At 55.8% G+C, this 18,714-nt stretch carries 16 protein-coding genes; 9 read left to right on the top strand and 7 right to left on the bottom strand.

Translation table 11 applies throughout. From position 1 onward, the window contains the following. The 4 genes from A6M21_RS06430 to A6M21_RS06445 all read left to right on the top strand — a co-directional run. Positions 1-580 (top strand): AMP-binding enzyme (locus A6M21_RS06430; protein WP_151191823.1); only part of this gene is annotated, 580 nt, incomplete at its 5' end. 11 nt (positions 581-591) lie between these two features. Next, positions 592-2,133 carry a long-chain-fatty-acid--CoA ligase gene (locus A6M21_RS06435; RefSeq protein ID WP_066667127.1) on the top strand — a complete coding sequence of 514 codons (1,542 nt, stop codon included), beginning with the start codon at positions 592-594 and terminating at the stop codon, positions 2,131-2,133. Continuing rightward, the gene (locus A6M21_RS06440; RefSeq protein ID WP_066667129.1) at positions 2,130-3,794 is read left to right on the top strand and encodes a long-chain fatty acid--CoA ligase; all 1,665 of its coding nucleotides are present in this window, start codon (positions 2,130-2,132) and stop codon (positions 3,792-3,794) included. Before A6M21_RS06435 ends, A6M21_RS06440 begins: the two co-directional genes overlap by 4 nt. Before the next feature lie 131 nt (positions 3,795-3,925). After that, positions 3,926-4,888: an MBL fold metallo-hydrolase gene (locus A6M21_RS06445; protein WP_066667131.1), complete on the top strand. Its 963-nt coding sequence runs from the start codon at positions 3,926-3,928 to the stop codon at positions 4,886-4,888. A gap of 170 nt (positions 4,889-5,058) precedes the next feature. Here A6M21_RS06445 and A6M21_RS06450 read toward each other — a convergent pair whose 3' ends face one another. Both A6M21_RS06450 and A6M21_RS06455 read right to left on the bottom strand, forming a co-directional pair. Continuing rightward, positions 5,059-6,288 (bottom strand): DUF438 domain-containing protein, encoded by a 1,230-nt coding sequence (locus tag A6M21_RS06450; protein ID WP_066667133.1) that lies wholly within the window; start codon positions 6,286-6,288, stop codon positions 5,059-5,061. Positions 6,289-6,496: 208 nt separating this feature from the next. After that, positions 6,497-6,892 (bottom strand): pyridoxamine 5'-phosphate oxidase family protein, encoded by a 396-nt coding sequence (locus A6M21_RS06455; RefSeq protein ID WP_078060447.1) that lies wholly within the window; start codon positions 6,890-6,892, stop codon positions 6,497-6,499. Between the two features lie 283 nt (positions 6,893-7,175). Between A6M21_RS06455 and A6M21_RS06460 the strand changes: the two genes are divergently transcribed. Beyond that, entirely contained in the window at positions 7,176-7,472 is a 297-nt protein-coding gene (locus tag A6M21_RS06460) for an alpha/beta-type small acid-soluble spore protein (RefSeq protein ID WP_078060448.1), read from the top strand. A 474-nt stretch (positions 7,473-7,946) separates the two neighbouring features. Beyond that, positions 7,947-9,365, top strand: a complete 1,419-nt coding sequence (locus A6M21_RS06465) for an NAD-dependent malic enzyme (protein WP_066667135.1) — start codon at positions 7,947-7,949, stop codon at positions 9,363-9,365. 5 nt (positions 9,366-9,370) lie between these two features. Here A6M21_RS06465 and A6M21_RS06470 read toward each other — a convergent pair whose 3' ends face one another. Together A6M21_RS06470 and A6M21_RS06475 are read right to left on the bottom strand one after the other, a co-directional pair. Further along, positions 9,371-10,729: a PFL family protein gene (locus tag A6M21_RS06470; protein WP_066667136.1), complete on the bottom strand. Its 1,359-nt coding sequence runs from the start codon at positions 10,727-10,729 to the stop codon at positions 9,371-9,373. Positions 10,730-10,754: 25 nt separating this feature from the next. Beyond that, positions 10,755-11,048 (bottom strand): ACT domain-containing protein, encoded by a 294-nt coding sequence (locus tag A6M21_RS06475; protein WP_066667138.1) that lies wholly within the window; start codon positions 11,046-11,048, stop codon positions 10,755-10,757. 391 nt (positions 11,049-11,439) lie between these two features. On the opposite strand from A6M21_RS06475, the gene A6M21_RS06480 reads away from it, so the two are divergent. Then, entirely contained in the window at positions 11,440-12,936 is a 1,497-nt protein-coding gene (locus A6M21_RS06480) for a B12-binding domain-containing radical SAM protein (RefSeq protein ID WP_066667140.1), read from the top strand. A 163-nt stretch (positions 12,937-13,099) separates the two neighbouring features. On the opposite strand, the gene A6M21_RS06485 is transcribed toward A6M21_RS06480, so the two are convergent. Next, positions 13,100-13,447 (bottom strand): hypothetical protein, encoded by a 348-nt coding sequence (locus A6M21_RS06485; RefSeq protein WP_066667144.1) that lies wholly within the window; start codon positions 13,445-13,447, stop codon positions 13,100-13,102. A 146-nt stretch (positions 13,448-13,593) separates the two neighbouring features. Here A6M21_RS06485 and A6M21_RS06490 point away from each other — a divergent pair, with 146 nt between their 5' ends. Beyond that, positions 13,594-13,872 carry an acylphosphatase gene (locus A6M21_RS06490; RefSeq protein WP_066667146.1) on the top strand — a complete coding sequence of 93 codons (279 nt, stop codon included), beginning with the start codon at positions 13,594-13,596 and terminating at the stop codon, positions 13,870-13,872. Between the two features lie 279 nt (positions 13,873-14,151). On the opposite strand, the gene A6M21_RS06495 is transcribed toward A6M21_RS06490, so the two are convergent. Both A6M21_RS06495 and A6M21_RS06500 read right to left on the bottom strand, forming a co-directional pair. Further along, positions 14,152-15,021 (bottom strand): methylenetetrahydrofolate reductase, encoded by an 870-nt coding sequence (locus tag A6M21_RS06495; RefSeq protein ID WP_066667148.1) that lies wholly within the window; start codon positions 15,019-15,021, stop codon positions 14,152-14,154. A gap of 14 nt (positions 15,022-15,035) precedes the next feature. Then, positions 15,036-15,722 carry a methylenetetrahydrofolate reductase C-terminal domain-containing protein gene (locus A6M21_RS06500; protein WP_066667150.1) on the bottom strand — a complete coding sequence of 229 codons (687 nt, stop codon included), beginning with the start codon at positions 15,720-15,722 and terminating at the stop codon, positions 15,036-15,038. A gap of 143 nt (positions 15,723-15,865) precedes the next feature. Here A6M21_RS06500 and recJ point away from each other — a divergent pair, with 143 nt between their 5' ends. Next, on the top strand, positions 15,866-18,670 hold the full coding sequence (recJ, locus tag A6M21_RS06505; RefSeq protein ID WP_066667200.1) for a single-stranded-DNA-specific exonuclease RecJ: 2,805 nt from the start codon (positions 15,866-15,868) through the stop codon (positions 18,668-18,670). Positions 18,671-18,714 lie beyond the last annotated feature (44 nt).

Genomic DNA, 18,714 nt, shown 5'->3' on the forward strand with positions numbered 1-18,714 from the left:
AATTTATGGGTCCATTATATTACGCAAGGGGGCGTCGGTGGGTAAGCCGGTGGTTAATGTGGAGGTACGCGTGGTGGACGACGCCGGGTGCGACGTCCCCTTGGGAGAGGTGGGGGAGATCGTGTACCGTGGTCCCACCCTGATGAAGGAATATTACCGGGATCCGCAGGCCACCGCTGCCGCCGTCAGGGATGGCTGGTTTCACAGCGGTGACCTGGTGCGCATGGACGGCGAGGGATTTGTTTATGTGGTGGACCGCAAAAAGGACATGGTTATTTCCGGTGGTGAGAACGTTTATCCGGCCGAGGTGGAAGAGGTACTCTATAGACACGAAAAAGTGCTGGAAGCCGCCGTCATCGGTGTGCCCGACGAGCGATGGGGCGAGCGGGTGCACGCCGTAGTGGTGCCCATACCGGGAACTGTCCTCACTGTACGGGAAATCATGGAATGGTGTACCGTACACCTGGCGGGGTACAAAAAACCTCGCTCGGTAGAATTTGTAGAAGCCCTGCCCAGAAACGCATCCGGTAAAGTATTGAAAAATACTCTGCGTGAATGGTTCGGAAAACAAAAAGAATAGGGGGGAATTCGATGAATATCGGTGGCATACTGGCCGGAAACGCCCGCCGTCACCCGGACAAGGAATGCCTGATTTACGGGAAGCTTCGTTATACTTACCGGGAATTCAACGGGTACGTCAACAGAATGGCCAATGCTATGGCCGGCCTTGGCGTGTGCAAGGGGAAAAAAGTGGCATTGATGATGCAAAATTCCGACCGCTATGTGTTGGTATTTATGGCCGCTATGAAACTGGGTGCAGTGGCGGTACCGATCAATTTCCGGCTGGCTGCGCCGGAGGTGGAGTATATATTAAATCACTCGGACAGTGTGATTTTATTTTTCGATCCCAAATATGGTGAACTTATTGCATCCCTTGAAGGCAAGATTCCCGGAGTGCGATACCTGGTGCGGGCCGGAGCGGGCGAACAACCACAGAACGCCATGGAATGGGATGAACTGATGGCGGGAGCGGCCGGCGAAGAACCCGGGGTTGATGTAAATGAATGTGATGACTGTGAGATACTTTATACTTCCGGTACCACCGGCCGTCCGAAGGGGGCGCTTTTCGATCATCACAGGGTTATTCACGTGGGTATAGCAATAGTGGTGCACATGGCGGTCAACCCCGGGGACCGCTTGCTGCACCTGGCTCCTTTGTTCCACTCGGCTCAGTTGAACCTGTTTCTGGTTTCGGGCATGTTCGTCGGGGCGACCCATGTGGTGATGCGGGCTTTTGAACCGCGGGCCGTGCTTGAAACCATTCAAGACGAGAAGATTACTCTATTTTTCGGTGTGCCGGCCATGTACAACTTTATGCTGCAGGTGCCGGACTTCGACAAATACGATTTAAGCTCTATTACCCGTTGCGGATACGGTGCGGCACCCATGCCCGTGGACCTGGTGCGCCGGGCTCTGGACAGATTTCCTACGGACAGGTTTTATAACCTTTGCGGCCTCACCGAGGGAGGGCCGGGCGGCGTGCTGCTGGAGCCCGAGGATCAACTGCGCAAGCCCGGCTTCGGTGGTAAGGCCATCATCAACACCGAAGCGCGGGTAATAGATAAATCAGGTTGTGAAGTAGCTCCCGGTCAGGTAGGCGAGTTCATCATTCGCAGCGAGATGGTCATGAAAGGTTATTACAAGGACCCCGGGGCCACGGCTGAGACCTTGCGGGACGGGTGGCTATACACCGGGGATCTGGCCATCATTGATGAGGAGGGCTATATTACCCTGGTGGACCGTAAGAAAGACATGATCATCACGGGCGGGGAGAACGTTTATTCCACCGAGGTGGAACATGTACTGCACAGGCATCCGGGTGTATTGGAAGCGGCGGTAATCGGATTGCCCCACCCGGTATGGGGTGAAACGGTTACGGCGGTAATTTGCCCCAGGCCGGGGGCTGGATTGACTACAGAAGAAATTCGTGCTTTTTGTGCACAGCACCTGGCCGATTACAAAATACCACGTATTTATAAGTTTACCGGGCCGCTGCCCAGAAATGCTTCGGGAAAAGTGTTAAAAAGAATACTGAGGGATATATACAGCGAAATAAGGAGGACGGGCAAATGAAAATTATCAAGGGTTGTCCCTCCACTTCCATGAACGACTATCAGTTGAATACCACCACCATCATCAGACATGCAGCCAGAAATTTTCCTGAACGGGAAATTGTTTATCGTAACGAACGGGGGGTTTTCCGTTATAATTATAACGAAGCCTATCAAAGAATAAAAAGGCTGGCCAACGCTCTAAAAAAGCTGAAAATCAATCCCGGGGACCGGGTGGGGGTACTGGATTGGAACACCAATCGTTTTTTCGAGCTCTACTTCGCCGTCCCCGGCACCGGGGCTGTTCTTCTGCAGATGAACCTCCGCATAGTCCCGGAAGAACTGATCTACGTAGTAAATCACAGTGAGGCCAAATTGATTTTTGTGGATGAGTCCCTTATTCCGGTGGCCGAGGCCATCTCTTCCAGCGTCCCGACGGTAAAAGGCTATGTTATAATGACTGATAAAAATCCGGCTTGTTTTAAAACCAAATTGAGCCCGGTATACAGCTACGAAGAATTGCTTGCAGATGCGGAAACTGACTATGATTGGCCAATGGTTGATGAAACTTCCACCTACAGCGCCTGCTACACCACTGGTACCACCGGCAGGCCAAAGGGTGTTTACTATTCCCACCGGTGTATTTATCTACATACCATGGAAGCCGTCTGCTATACTGGTATTAATTGGAACGATAACTTCATGCAAATCGTGCCTATGTTTCATGCCCAGGGTTGGGGATTTTTCTTTGCCGCGGCATTTATGGGGGCAAAAATCGTTTTGCCGGGGCGCTATTTGGTGGAAGATATCGGTTCACTGGTAGAATTGATGATTGAAGAGAAAGTGACAGTAGGCTGCGGCGCGCCGGCTATTTTTATGCCCATGTTCAATTATTTGCGTACGCTTGAAGAAAAACCCCATTTCGGGGGCGCCCGATTCCTTTCCGGGGCTACCGAACCGCCTCTGGCCATGATGAAAGGTCTAAAGGAGTACGGAATAAATATCATTCATGCCTACGGAGCCACCGAAACCACCCCTCTGGCCGCATTGAACTTACTTAAACCTGACATGGAAAGCAAACTGGCGGAGGAAGAAAAATGGGACCTGAAGCGCAGACAGGGTCTGCCGGTAACGGGCCTGGATATCAAGATAGTGGATCCGGAGGGGAGGGAACTGCCTCATGACGGCAAAACATCCGGCGAGATTTTAATCCGCGGTCCATGGATTACCGGCAGTTACTACAACGATTCACGCAATGCGGAATCATTCGTTGATGGCTACTGGAAAAGCGGGGACGCCGGGACCATCGACTCCAACGGTTACCTCAAGGTGACCGACCGGGTGAAGGACCTGATAAAAAGCGGTGGAGAGTGGATTTCTTCTGTGGATTTGGAAAATAGCATCGTCGGTCATCCAAAGGTACTCGAGGCTGCGGTTATCGGGGCTTATCACCCCAGGTGGGAGGAAAGGCCGCTGGCCTTTGTAGTGCCGAAAGAAGAATATAAAGACCAGATAACAAAGGATGAGATCCTGGATTTCATTGCTTCCAGGTTTGCCAGGTGGCAGCTGCCCGATGATGTATTGTTTATCGATGAAATACCCAAAACCAGTGTGGGCAAGATTTCAAAAAACGCGCTCCGGAATAAATACAAGGATTATTTTAGAAGTTTTAAAAAGTGTTAAATTGGTTTTTACTAATTTCGCAGAACATAATGTCTGCTTGTAACTGCCGGTGCACCGGGCGCCAAGTGTCCGGCGGGCTGTAAACAGGTGAATTATTTTCGAAAAAATTCCTTAACAGGAGACGGTGTGACTTGCAGGAGATTGAAAAGTACGGCATCTGCCAGGTAAGGCTTCCCCTGCCGTTCAGGTTGAATCATGTCAACTGCTATGCGATTAAAGGCAGGGCGGGGTGGTGGCTGGTAGATAGCGGTCTGAACGACGAACCCACCAGGCGGACCTGGCTGGATTTTATGCGCGAATATCAGATCCGGGGACGGGATATCAAGGGAATTTATCTGACCCACTACCACCCCGATCATTACGGTGCGGCCGGCTGGCTGCAACAACTTTCCGGCGCCCCGGTATACATCAGCGCGACGGATGCCGGAGCGGCGGATTTATACTGGAGGCATGGGGAAGAAACGTTCAAAGCCGTATACAGCCTGTTCACAGAAAACGGCATGCCGGCGGAACTGACCGAAGCGGTGGTGGAAAGCGCGCTCCGGCTCCTGTCCCGTGTCCGTCCGCATCCGGAAGAGATATCCACCCTTGCTGCCGGCGAAGTGCAGTTGGGTGATTATATTTACCAGGTGCTGGCCACCCCCGGACACTCCGACGGTCATCTATGCTTTTATCAACAGGATAACCATATCCTGTTTTCCGGCGACCACCTGTTGCCCCAAATCACCTCCAACATCAGCCTGTGGCCTTTTGCCGATCCCAATCCACTGAAAAATTTTCTGCAGTCCCTGGCGGAAAATCACCGCTTACCCGATTGTCTGGTCCTGCCGGCCCACGGCAATTCTTTTACTGGTGTGCAACAAAGAGTGTCGCAGTTGGAAGCGCATCACCGGGAAAGGCTGGAGCTGATGCGGCGAGTTGCCTCCCCGGGGGCGACTGCCTATGATGTTTGCCGGCAGGTTTTCAAAGAAGAGCTTTCCTTGCACGAAATACGGTTTGCTATGGCTGAAACCCTGGCACACCTGGTTTTTCTGGTGGAAAGAGGCGAACTGAAAAAGAGGTACGGGGGCGGGGTGAACATTTATTTCGGATAGGAGGCGGTTAAGGCCGGAAAATACCGGCACCGGTAAAGGGCAAAAACATCCCGCGGTATGGATTGCGGGATGTTTCGCCGGGCCGGAGCTTCGGAGCGGCGAGGTACGGCCTCCAACCTTCTGCTACCGACCTTTTTCATTTGTGGGTTGTGTTCAAAAAATCATGGACGTTAATATTGAAGCAGTCTTTTTTCCCCCGTCAGAGCGCGGATTTTGGTCACGTCCTGGGTGATTTCCATCGTGCCCAGATACTCACCGTTTTTGTCCCGCAGGGCGAAATAGCGGATATAAACGAAGGCGCCGTTCAGTTCGAGCCAGAATTCGGCCGCGTTGTGCCGGCCGGATTTAAAGTCGTTTAATATCCTTTCCACCACATGCACGCTGTCCGGTGGATGGCAGTTTTGCACCTTCCGGCCGATGATCGATTTGGTGCGCACAAAAATCCGCTCTTTCCCCTGGGAAAAGTAACGGACGGTGTCGTTCTTGTCCACAAAGGTGATGTCGACCGGCAAATTGGTCAAAATATTGTTTATCTCATCCGGGGTAAGGGATCCGGTGTCCAGGGGGAGGGCCTGACCGCCCTTTTCCGGCCGGCCGGCGGCCGTACCGGCGGTTTTTCCTTCCGGCCGCCAGAAATCTTCGGCCGGCCGGGAGAAAACAGCGCCGAACTGGTCGTCCTGCTCCTTGATTTCCGCCCATTCCGCCGCGGTCAGGTGTTCTAAAAACATGGGCGCGAGGATATTTTCTTCCTTGAAGATCATTTCGGAAATCTTGTTTTTAACCTGCGCGTACGTGTTTTTGAAATCCGCCCGGTTGAAGCCGGAGACATCCGGGGCATCCGCCTTTGCCGCCAGTTCCTTGAGCATGTCCCGGATTTCATCATCCACTGCCCACATCACGGAAGGCGGCCCGGTGATGCCGTGCTTTTCCAGATAGGGGAAGAAGATGTTTTCTTTTTTGGTATAGTGTTTGGATAAATTATCCCGGAAAAAGGCCAGCCGCTCCTTCAGCCGGGAAAAAAACCCGCTGTCTTCCCCGGTGGCGTCTTCCGGTTCTTCAAGCAGGGCGTCAATCTGCGCCAGTATCTTCCCGGCTTCTTTGTTTTCGTGTTTCATTATGTACAGCGGGTGACCGGGGATCAATTCCGGTTTTTCATTTTCCAGCAGGGCCTCCTTGAACACGGCGGCATGCACATCGCACAGGTTTTTGATTTCATCGGGCGTAATGCCTTCCTTAATCAGTTCCTGCTCCAGGGCGGCAATTTCATCCGCCCCGACGTTTCCCACCAGCCTTTTGAATTTTTCCCGGGCTTCATCTACGGCTTCCCCGGCGTGCAGGCTTTTAATGATCTCTTTTAAGACCTGCTTTCTATCTTCCTTGTTTCCCAGGTATTCGCTCATATTGCTCCTCCTTGTTCGAGACAGTCTACTGTATTTAATTCCCCGGAACGTATTTTTTTATTATTGTTAATGCGCCGTTTTTGAAGGTGGCGGTCGTACCGGGGCGGAAGAGCGACGAGGCACTGCCACCGGTCTGAAGAAGCTGTGCATAGTGGGTTATGCGTTCGCAGGGCCGTCCGGATCCCGGACGGCCCTGCTTGCAAAAAAGCTATTCAATCTTTCCACCGGGGTTCTGGATTCCCAGGTCATAGACACTTTCGATCTTTACCTTGACCGCGGCAACCGGCCGGGGCAGGTTCATTGCGGCAAATCTTTGTGCAAACTGTTCAAAGAGTGGACCTTCGGTTTCCAGTTTCGCCGTGCCCGTAAAACGGTATCCCACCCGTTGCTCGTAATCCATCACCGCAATGGCCACTTTGGGGTTTTCCACCAGGTTTTGATAGGTTTGTTTTCCCGTCACTTCCCCGAAGGCCAGCGTGGAATCGTCCACCAGCATTACAGACCCTTTGGGACCTATGTTCGGCCACCCATCCTTGCCGGCGGTGGCCACCAGACATTTCCCGCCTTTAACCAGACTTTTCATCTGCTCGGTCAACACGGTCATTCACCTTTCCTTCCCAAATATTGAACTCAGGAATTTACATGTTCAGGGATTAAATTTATTTGCTCAAGAGCATCCCTTTTCCATTCCTGTAGTAATCTAATCACAGCCATTTATAAAAAAACAACCCTCCCGCCTCAAATGGTAATATTTTACCGCCGGACAGCGCTTTTTATGTCCTTAATTGCCAACATAAAAATCAAACCCGACGGGAATGATAAATTCATCAATAAAGGGAAAGATATAAAATCTGTTAAAGCAAAGCTACCGGAAGGGGGGGCGCAGTATGTCCGGAGAATTGGTGAACAAAGAACTGATTCCCGTGGAATTGATGAAAATAACCGCTTCCACCGGATTGATCCCCAAAGAATTGGCTCCCTATGTTGGACCTGCGATTGAAGAATTTAAAAATGAAATGGCCGCGGAATTGGGCATGCCCGATTACGACCGGATAGACAAAGGAGACTTGCCCAGCCGGCAAAATGGCAAAGTGGGCGGCGGCATGACCAAAAAGATGGTTTCCTTTGCGGAAGCGGTGCTGGCCTGGAATTACAAAAACAGGCAGTTGCTGTCCGGTTCCTAGATTGGTGGCATGTTAATCCGAATACCAACCGTTTCCATCCTGAGTCAAAAGCTTCGCTATGGGGAGCGGACGGCGGCGCGTCTGGGTCCAACCACTCTCTATATGACAGCCAAAGCACGGCGTCAATCAGGGGATAAACCGCCGCCCCGGTGGTCCAACCACTCCCTGCATGGCAGCCAAAGGCAGATTGACACTGCCGTGTTCCCGGTAGGTTGCTCCGGTGGATAATTAAAATTCATAAGGCACCAAATTAGCGGGCTGGCAACAGTCCGCTTGTGTATTTAAAATGTGGTCTTTCCGGGACATATGGGGAGATTACTCTGTGACAGAGGAATTTTAAGCTTGACAAGGGGGAAAAAGAATCTTATATTGTATACAAAATCCACAGTACAATATACAGTATTTTAATCTTTTATTTGACTAATAATCGCGGTAGTAATCCCGGCACCGGAATATACAAAAGAGGTGTTTTCAATGGTTATGCCGGCAAACGTCCTGATTCAGCTGAAGCTGGAAAACAAGCCCGGTACGCTGGCCAAAATACTTACCGCCATCGGGGAGTACGGCGGCAATGTGGGGTCGATCGACCTGGTCAGCGCTTCACCCGGTTACATGGTCCGGGACATCATGGTCGGGATGCATGAGAGCCAGCAGTTGATGCCCCTGTTGGAAAAACTGAACAGCTTTCCGGAGGCGAAGGTCCTGCATGTGGCCGACCGGGTTTTTCTGGCCCACCGGGGCGGAAAAATCCAGGTCACTCCCAAAAGACAAATTCTCAACCGGGAGGATCTCTCCCTGGTTTACACTCCGGGGGTGGCCCGGGTTTCGCAGGCTATTGCCAAAAACCCCGAATATGCCTACGATCTGACCATGAAAGGAAACTCGGTGGCCATTGTCACCGACGGTTCGGCCGTTCTGGGACTGGGCAACCTGGGCGCCCGGGCGGCCCTGCCGGTGATGGAGGGCAAAGCCGTCCTATTCAAGCAGTTCGGCAATGTCGATGCCATTCCGGTCTGTTTGGATGTACATGAACCGGGGGATATTATCGCCGCCGTGATAGCCATTGCGCCCCAGTTCGGAGGGATCAACCTGGAGGACATTGCCGCGCCCAAATGTTTTGATATTGAAGAAAGACTGACCGGATTGCTTGATATTCCCGTTTTCCACGACGATCAGCATGGTACGGCCATTGTGGTTCTGGCCGGTTTGCTTAATGCCTTGAAGATCGTCAATAAAAAAATTAGTGATGTGGAAATTGTGCTCAGCGGGGCGGGCGCCGCCGGCGTGGCCATCGCCAAAATCCTGCTTGATGCGGGGGCGCGGAACATTGTGGTTTGCGACCGGCAGGGCGCCATTTCACTGGCGCGCAATCTGTCCGTTCCTTCCAAGCGCTGGCTGGCGGAGCACACCAACCCGCAAAACAAAAACGGCTCCTTAAAAGAAGTAATCAAAGGCGCCGACGTTTTGATCGGAGTTTCCGGACCGGGGCTTTTGCACCGGGAAGACATTCTGGGCATGGCTCCCCGGCCGGTGGTATTTGCCCTGGCCAACCCGGTGCCCGAGGTGGAGCCGGAAGAAGTGTACGATGTTGCGGGCGTTTTGGCTACCGGCCGTTCCGATTATCCCAACCAGATCAACAACGTGCTGGCCTTCCCCGGAGTTTTCCGCGGCGCCCTGGACTGCCACGCCCGCGCCATCAACGGGGAGATGGCCCTGGCTGCCGCCCATGCCCTGGCCGGTATTGTCCGGCCGGGCGAATTGTCGGCCGATAACATCATCCCGGCGGTATTCAACCGTGATGTCACCCCCAAAGTGGCCAGAGCGGTGAAGGAAGCGGCCATCAAAAGCGGTTTGTCCCGCCGGATCAACCATTTCAAAGAAAGCATCAAATAACACCGTCAATTGGTCAGGCTTTGAATCGGAGCCGGAATGCGTCCGCCCCGGCACACAAAATTGTCTGAAGAAAAAGGGTGGACCGCCATTACCGGCGCCTCGCCCAAAAGACCGCCGAAAGTGACGTGATCTCCCACCCGTTTACCCGGCGCCGGGATGATGCGGACTGCGGTGGTCTTTTTATTGATTACGCCGATGGCCACCTCGTCGGCGATGATGGCGGCGATGGTTTCCGCGCTGGTTTCCCCGGGGACGGCGATCATGTCCAGACCCACCGAGCAGACGCAGGTCATCGCCTCCAGCTTGTCCAGGCAGAGGGCGCCATGATCCACCGCCCGGATCATGCCGGCGTCCTCGCTGACCGGGATGAAGGCCCCGGACAGCCCGCCGACATAGGAAGAGGCCATGGCGCCGCCTTTTTTCACCGCGTCGTTCAACAGCGCCAGGGCGGCCGTGGTGCCGTGCGTGCCGCAGCGTTCCAGGCCCATGGCTTCCAGGATTTCGGCCACGCTGTCTCCCACCGCCGGGGTGGGGGCGAGGGAAAGGTCCACGATGCCGAAAGAAATGCCCAGCCTTTCCGCCGCCAGCCGGCCCACCAGTTCCCCCATGCGGGTGATTTTAAAGGCCGTCTTTTTCACTGTTTCGGCCAGAGTGCCCAGATCCACATTGCCGGCCCGGACGACGGCGTTTTTTACCACTCCCGGACCGGACACCCCGACATTGATGGTGCATTCCGGCTCGCCCACTCCGTGAAATGCTCCGGCCATGAACGGGTTGTCCTCGGGCACGTTGCTGAAAACGACCAGTTTGGCGCAGCCCAGGCCGCCCTGCCCGGCGGTGCGTGCGGCCGTTTCCTTGATCACCCGGCCCATCAGGCGGACGGCGTCCATATTGATGCCCGCCCGGGTGGTGGCTACGTTTACCGAGGCGCAGACCCTTTCCGTGCCGGCCAGGGCGGCGGGAATGGAGGAGATCAGCGTCCGGTCGCCCGCGGTGAATCCCTTGTGCACCAGGGCTGAAAAGCCGCCGATGAAATTGACCCCCGCCGCCGCCGCCGCTTCGTCCAGTGTACGGGCGTAGGCCACATAGTCTTCTGCGTGGCTGCATTCGGCAATCAGGGAAACGGGGGTGACGGAAATGCGCTTGTGCACAATCGGAATGCCGTATTCACGGCTGATTTGCTCGCCCACTGCCACCAACCGGCCGGCCCGGGCGGTGATTTTGTCGTAAATTTTACGCCGTGCCGCACCGGCGTCCGGATCGGCGCAGTCACGCAGGCTGATGCCCATGGTAATGGTGCGGATGTCCAGGTTTTCTTCCTGTACCATCTTAATCGTTTCCATAATTTCAGCCATAGTAAGCATGCTCATATTCTCCTTTAGTCCGGAATTAAATCCGGTGCATGAATTGAAAAGCGTCTTCGTGCTGGGCGTCGATGCGCACACCCAGGGCGGCGCCTTTTTCAGCCAGGTGTGCTTTCAGCGTGCTCAGATCCACCCGGCTCTTTTCCATATCGGCAATCATGATCATGACCAGAAACTCCTGTAAAATGGTCTGGCTGATGTCGAGGATGTTAATATTGTTATCGGCCAGCACCCGGGCCACCCCGGCGATTATTCCCACCCGGTCCGGTCCCAGGACGGTGACGATGATGCGGTTTTTCTTCAGCTCCGTTGAAGGCATGCACTCGCTTCCTCTCGATTGGATTAAAAAATAACAATTCGTCCGGATGATATAGAAGTCCTGCCGCGGCGGGGGAAATACAAAAAAACACGGAAAAACAAAAACTTTGGCAGGAACCTGGACGGATCGGTAGAAATAAGCTTTCATTAAAAGTGTTTCCAGTGTATTATAATGATGTCTGCAGTGTTTTTCATCCGGAGGATTTGTCCGGGTAGCGTCCGGTTGCCGGCATGGCCGGCCTGTAACAGACGGTCAGGTATAAATAGCCGGTGCCGGGAAATACTAGCGGAAAGGGTGGACGGTCAATTTTCAGGCCTGGACTGCACGGGCCTCCATTCCTCATTTACCGGCTGGTTGGAAAAGCATGTCCGAAAGGAAGGAGTAAAGGGTAATGAAAATTCTTCTGGCTTATCCCAGATACCCGGAGAGTTTTTGGAGCTTCAAGCACGCCCTGCGTTTTATAAATAAAAAAGCCGCCCACCCTCCGCTGGGATTGTTGACAGTGGCCGCCATGCTTCCCGGTGCGTGGGAAAAAAGGCTGATTGATATGAATGTCAGGCCGGTCAAGGATGCAGACCTGAAATGGGCCGATTATGTCTTCATCAGCGCCATGACCATTCAGCGGGAATCCGCCCGGGAATTAATCGGGCGCTGCCGGTCGCTGGGCGTGAAGACAGTGGCCGGCGGGCCTCTTTTTACCATGGAATATGATGAGTTTGCGGAAGTGGATCACCTGGTCCTGGATGAAGCGGAAATCACCCTGGCGCAGTTCCTGGCTGATCTGGAAAAGGGAACGGAAAAGCATATTTACACCAGTAACGAGCGGCCGGATATCGGCACTACACCCGTGCCGCTGTGGGAACTGATCAACCTTAACGACTATGTGACCATGAGTGTGCAGTTTTCCCGCGGTTGTCCGTATGACTGCGAGTTTTGTGACATTACTTCCCTTTATGGCCGCAAACCCAGGTTGAAAAACGTGGAGCAGTTTATCGGTGAACTGGATTCCCTTTACCACCGCGGGTGGAAGGGAAGCGTATTTATTGTAGACGACAACTTTATCGGCAACAAGGTGATCATCAAAAAAGAAATACTGCCGGCTATAATTGAATGGATGGATAAGCACCGGCACCCGTTTGTATTTATCACCGAGGTTTCGATCAACCTGGCGGATGATCAGGAGTTAATGGATTTAATGCGCCGGGCCGGTTTTGCCCACGTCTTCATCGGCATTGAAACGCCCAGCGAAGACAGCTTGAAGGAGTGTAACAAATTCAACAATGTCAACCGGGACATGCTTGCTTCGGTAAAAAGGGTTCAAAATTACGGCATGGAAGTAAGCGCCGGTTTTATCGTCGGTTTCGACAGCGATACGCCTTCGATTTTTGAAAGGCAAATCAAATTCATTCAACAAAGCGGGATTGTCACGGCCATGGTCGGCCTGCTCAATGCCCCCCGGGGCACCAGGTTGTTTGAGCGGCTGAAAAACGAAAAACGGCTGTTGCAAAACTTTTCGGGGAACAATACCGACTTCTCCCTCAACTTCGTACCGAAAATGAACACACAAAAGTTGATCGAAGGGTATAAACAAATCGTCACCACCATCTACTCCCCGGCTCAATATTATGAGCGGGTGCTGCAGTTTTTCGGAGAATTCAAGCCGGCGCGGGGAGTAAGGTTTGACATGTTCCGTCTTTGTTACTTGAAGGCATTTTTTATGGCCATGTTTTACCTCGGAGTACTCGACCAGGGGAGGAAATATTACTGGCGGCTTTTGCTGAAAACACTCTGGGGTTACCCGCATATGCTGCCGCAGGCTATTTCTTTCGCCATCTATGGTTTTCATTTCCGGAAAGTGTTCAACAGCTTCAATCCGGCCAAGGCGTGAAAAGGGCAGAGAATCGTTGGTGCGGTAAGTATCCCGTTTTCCCGGCTTCAATCCAGTCAAGGCGTGAACAAAGCAAAGGCAGGTTGGGGAGGCCTCAACCTGCCTTTATAATTTCCGCTGTCCGTGTCCTTCCACTCGCCGGAGCCGGTGCGGAGGACACCATCTATGGGATCCGTTTTCCATTATCCAGCAGGTTGAAGTCCTGCGGGCGTTTTTTTTGGGCCAGGGGGTCGGAGATGTACTCGTGGCTGCCGCTGGCCGCCAGTGCCACCAGTACGGCGTTGACCACGGCCAGGCCGACTGATTCCAGGTTTAAAACACCCCGGGTGGCCGTCACAAACAACTCGGTGAGCAAGGCGATCAAAATGGCCAGCGGTCGTACGGCCCAGTCGCCCCAGCGCTCCTTGACCGGGGTTTTCAGCAGCGTGGTCACCAGGGATACGAAAAGCACCAGTCCGCCAAAAGTGCTCAACGTTTCCACGGTAAAAAATTCGTGGGGTATGCCGGACATCCGGTTTCCTCCTCTCTTTTGACAAAAAAAGTATCTGCTGTATATTATGCGGGATGTTTTGGAGGGTGAGCGGAAAAGAAAAATGTGCTGCCGCCAAATGTGGTATAATGCTGCCTGGAGCATAAACCGGGAGGTGCGTAACAGCCATGCTGCGCAGGCATGTTTTAATCAGCGGCAAGGTGCAGGGGGTGTATTTCCGCCTGCATACCCAAGAAGAGGCCGTCCGTTGCGGGGTGACCGGCTGGGTGCGCAATTTACGGGACGGACGGGTGGAAGCGGTTTTTGAAGGTGAGGATGCGGCCGTGGAGCAGGTGCTCCGGTGGTGCCGGCAGGGTTCACCCGCTTCCCGGGTGGAGCGGGTGGAAGTGTGGGAAGAGCCCTGCCGGGGTGAATATGACGGGTTTGAAATCAGACCGACAGTTTGACTGACAGCCCGGAGCGGAAAAGGAAAAGGAAGGGGAAGGGAACACTGTGCGCCAGCCGGAAATGCGATGGCAAAAATATTTGGCGCACCGGCACCGGACAGGCGGTGTTGCCGCAGGCTGGTTATACAAAGGGATCACAAAAGGGACGGCGCCGCAGGTTGGTTTCCCGGGCGCCGTCCTGTTACCGCAGCACATTATTACCAGCCATGATTATTGCACACAACCCGTAAGCCTGAAAGCAGCCGCCTTTGTTCTAATAGGGGCGGGCTTCCACTCACATCAAACCGCTGCCGAAACAATCCCGGGCACCAGGTCCGTCCAGCCCAGGGGCATAATATGCACCCCCGCGCACATCTGTTTTAATTCTTTGATCAGTTTGACGGCGATGGCGGCGCTTTTTTCTTTGCGCTTTTCCGCCGGCAGGTCCGCCATTTCCCGCAGCAGGCTATCCGGTACATTTACCCCGGACACGTTTTCATTCATGTAGCGGCCCATGCCGGCCGATTTTAACAGCACAATGCCGGCCACGACAGGTACGCCGAAAGAAGATGCCTGTTTGATGAACTTTTCGAAAACAGCGGGGTCAAAAACGGCCTGGGTTTGAATGAACTGCGCGCCGGCCTTGATCTTTTTCTCCAGTTTGATCAGCTGTGGTTCCAGGGGATCGGCCCCCGGGTTGACCACGGCGCCCAGACAGAAGTCCGGCTTCCCGTCCAGTTGATTGCCGGCGGCGTCAAACCCGTTGCACAATTCCCGCGCCGTTCTGAGCAGCTGCACGGAATCGAAATCATATACCGGTTTGGCCTGGGGGTGGTCCCCAGCGTGGACATGATCCCCGGTCAGACAGAGCACATTTTCAATGCCCAGCACGGCGGCGCTCAAAAGGTCCGACTGCAGGGCCAGACGGTTACGGTCCCGGCAGGTCAACTGAAAGACCGGTTCAAAGCCTTTTTGTTTCAAAAGGTGGGATGCGGTCAGCGAACCCAGGCGCATCACCGCGCTCTGGTTGTCCGTAACGTTTACCGCATCCACCACTCCTTTCAGATGCTCCGCTTCAGCCAGCATGCCCGAAACATCCGTGCCCTTGGGCGGTCCCACTTCGCTGGTGACAACAAATTTGCCCTGTGCAAATAACGAGCTTAATTTCACTGTCCCTTCCCCCCTTAAGCCAGTGCTGTGCCGGTTTTTTCATTGTAAACCGCCCGCCGCGGCCGGGTGATTTTGCTGTTGTCCTTGGGCGGTTGGTATTGCTGCATTTTGTCCAGTTCGCCGAGTGCCTTCAGGCGGTTGTAAATCAACACCCAGGCGCAGTCCCGGTCCGGGTTGACTTCGCATTTGCCGTTTTGACTGCCGCCGCAGGGACCGTTGAGCAACCCCTTGGCGCACTTGGTGACCGGGCAGATCGAACCGGTCATGTTGAGCATGCAGTCGCCGCATTCCATGCATTGTTCCACAAATTCCGTGCCCGGCACGACAGTGTCGAAATGACCAATCGAGTTCAGGGAAGAAACAATGTGTTTCAACAAGTGCTTTTCTTCCGTGGCCTGTCTGACAATCTGCACCGCTCCGCCGCAGCCCATGACTACAATGGCGCCGCAATCATTCAGTTCCTGCTGGAGCGGTTCGAGGAAGGCCCTGGTATGCTGGATGTAACAGGTTCTTTCCGGAGCGCCGGCGGCAATGACCTTTTTGCCTCTTTTCTCCAACTCCGCGACCATCTGGTTCACTTCCGCCTCGCCGCCGCTGTGGATGGCCTTGGCACAGCCGTTGCAGCCGATGACCATTAAATTGTCCTTCCCCTCCAGGTACGGCATGATTTCCTCCATGGGCTTGGCAATGGTTCCAATCAACGCGGGATCCTCCCTTCAAGAGAAATTATGTGCATTTGGTTAACTATATATTCGGATAATACAATAATAACGGGCATTTGTCAATGAGTTTTTCATTGCCATGCCCGCCGGACTACCTTATAATTTATTTTGAGGTGCATAAATTGCCATTACGCAAGCAGAAAATCTGGCGGGTCAAACGGGCGGACCCCGCTCTCAAATACATCCTGGCCAGGGAGTTGAAAATCTCTCCCATCCTGGCCCACCTGCTGTTGAACCGGGGCGTCTATACCGTGGAAGAAGCACGCATCTTCCTGTCCGGCGGCCTGGAACAGCTGGCCGCTCCTGGTTTGATGAAAGGGATGGACCGGGCGGTGGAAAGACTTGCGGCGGCCATAAAATCCGGCGATAAAGTCCTGGTTTACGGGGATTACGACGCCGACGGCATCACGGCCACGGCACTGCTGGTCAAGGTTTTAAGGCGGCTGGGCGCCCGGGTGGAATATTACATTCCGGGACGGCTGACCGAAGGGTACGGGCTGCATGAAGCGGTACTGGAACAGGCCAGGGCGGCCGGTTTTACCCTGGTGGTGACCGTCGACTGCGGGATCAGCAACGCTGGTGCGGTGGCCGCCGCGGTCCGGGCCGGCGGCCCGGACGTGATCATCACCGATCATCACCAGGTGCCGTCCGCATTGCCGCCGGCGGTGGCAGTGCTCAATCCGAGGCAGCCGGACTGCGCCTATCCGTTTAAAGAGCTGGCCGGCGTGGGGGTTGCGCTGAAACTGGCCCAGGCCTTGCTGGTTGCCTGCGGACAGGATGAGGACGCCTGGCAGGATTACCTGGACTTGGCCTGCCTGGGTACGGTGGCTGATATCGTACCCCTGCTGGGGGAAAACCGCATTCTGGTCAAAGCGGGCCTGTCCCGGCTGGCGTGCGGCGGAAGTGCCGGCCTGCAGGCGCTGCTGGACGCAAGCGGGGTGAAAAAAGAAGAACTGGATGCCCGGGCGGTGGGTTTCGCCCTGGCCCCCCGCCTTAACGCCGCCGGCCGCCTGGGTGACGCCCGCCCGGCGGTGGAGCTGCTGCTTTGTACGGATGACACCCGGGCGCGGGAGTTGGCCGGGCGGCTCAACCACGGCAATCGCGAACGGCAGCAGATTGAGGCCGGGGTGCTGGCCGAAGCGCTGGCCATGCTGCACGCAGATCCCGCCCGCGCCGGGGACCGGGTGCTGGTGCTGGCCTCTCCCGGCTGGCATGCCGGAGTGATCGGCATCGTGGCCTCCCGCCTGATGGATCATTTTTACCGCCCGGTATTGCTGATCGCCCTGGACGGCGGGCAGGGCAAGGGATCCGGGCGCAGCATACCCGGTTTTCATTTATACCGGGCGCTGGAACACTGCCGTGAATACCTGCTGGCCTTCGGCGGTCATGCCGGGGCGGCCGGTTTCTCCCTGCCGGCGGAACGGGTGGAAGCCCTGCGGGCGGCCATCAACCGCTATGCCGGTGAAGTCATGCCCGGGGAAGCGCCGCTGCCTGTGCTGGATGTGGACGCGCTGGTCTCGCTGCGCGACATTTCCCCCCGGCTGATTACGGAACTGGCCATGCTGGCTCCGTTCGGCCACGGCAACCCGGATCCCCTGCTGGCCTGCTGCGGGGTCAGCGTGCTGCACTGCCGGGGGGTGGGCCGGGATGGCCACCACCTCAAGCTGCTGGTGCGGGAAAACGGTACCACCATGGACGGCATCGGCTTTCATCTGGCCGGTTGTGTGGATGAAGTGGCCGCCGGGGCGGCCATGGATCTGGCCTTTACACCGGCTTTTGATCACTGGCGCGGGGAGCGCAATCTGCAGCTGGCGGTCAAGGACCTGCGCCCCGGGGGCGGTGAGCCGGCCGCTTTGAACCAGCCGCACGGGGGCGCGGGCGGCCCGGGTCCGAAAAAGGCAAATGACGATTTGTCCCTGCTTTTTCAAGAAGCGGCGCGCCACCTGCCCCGGGCGGAGCAGGCGCTGTTCCTGCCCGGGTTTGTCCGCCGGGCGCTGGCCGAATACAGCCGGTCGCCGCAGGCCGATCGTCTGCCGGATTGGTGCCGCCGGGCTTTTGGTGTCCCGCCCCCGGCGGCCGGCGGGCTTTCCGGCACAGACGCCGGGCGGGAGACGGCCGCCCTGCGCCTGGTGGACCGGCGGGGGCGTCCCGGCCGCCCGGCCTGGTTGGCCGGACTGGTGGCGGCCGGCCGGCGCACACTGGTGCTGGTCGATTCCCCCCACCGCACGGTGGAACTGGCTTCCTACCTGCGCCATGCCTGTCCGGAGGCGGGGAAGGGGACGGTTTTCTGCCACGCCTGGCAGGATGAAGGGCAAAGGGTCCTGATCAGGGAGTTGCTTGCTTCCGGGCGGGCCGGCGTGCTGGTTACCACGCCGGATCAGGCCGCCGTGACCGCCGGCAGGGAAATGAGCCGGGTGGTGGTTTATCATCCGCCCGGTGACCGGCGGGAATGGGAGATGGTGGTGGAGGCGGCCCGGCGGGCCGGCGCCGGGGCGGTTTACCTGCTCTTCGGCCGGGAGGACGCCCGCCTGGCCGCCCGTTATCTGGCCGCCCTGGCCCCGGACCGGGACAGCCTGGCCAGGCTTTACCTGCTCTTAAGCCGCGGCAACGGCCCGCCCGCCCGGTCCGGCAGCGGGGATGAACTGTTGGACCGGTTGACCCGTCAGCTAAAGCGCGCCGGCTGCGTTCAGGCGCAGGAATTTACCGTGGCGCTGGGCATGGCCGTGCTGGCGGAGCTCGGTTTGCTGGCCTGGCCGGCCGCAGGCGGCGATTCACCGGTCTGCCTGCCGGCGTGCCGGGGAGAAAAACGGCCCCTGTCCGGCTCGGCAACCTACTGCTGGGCGCAGCAGTTGAAAAAAACGTCCCTGGAATGGCTCGGGCACACCCTGAATGCTTCCGTTGGCACCCTGTTCCCCGGACCTTGCTGATCCGGCAGGAATAATATAAAGTATAATCATGCGTCATGATCAGG

Source organism: Desulfotomaculum copahuensis, from assembly GCF_001655685.1.
Classification (GTDB): domain Bacteria; phylum Bacillota; class Desulfotomaculia; order Desulfotomaculales; family Desulfovirgulaceae; genus Desulfotomaculum_G; species Desulfotomaculum_G copahuensis.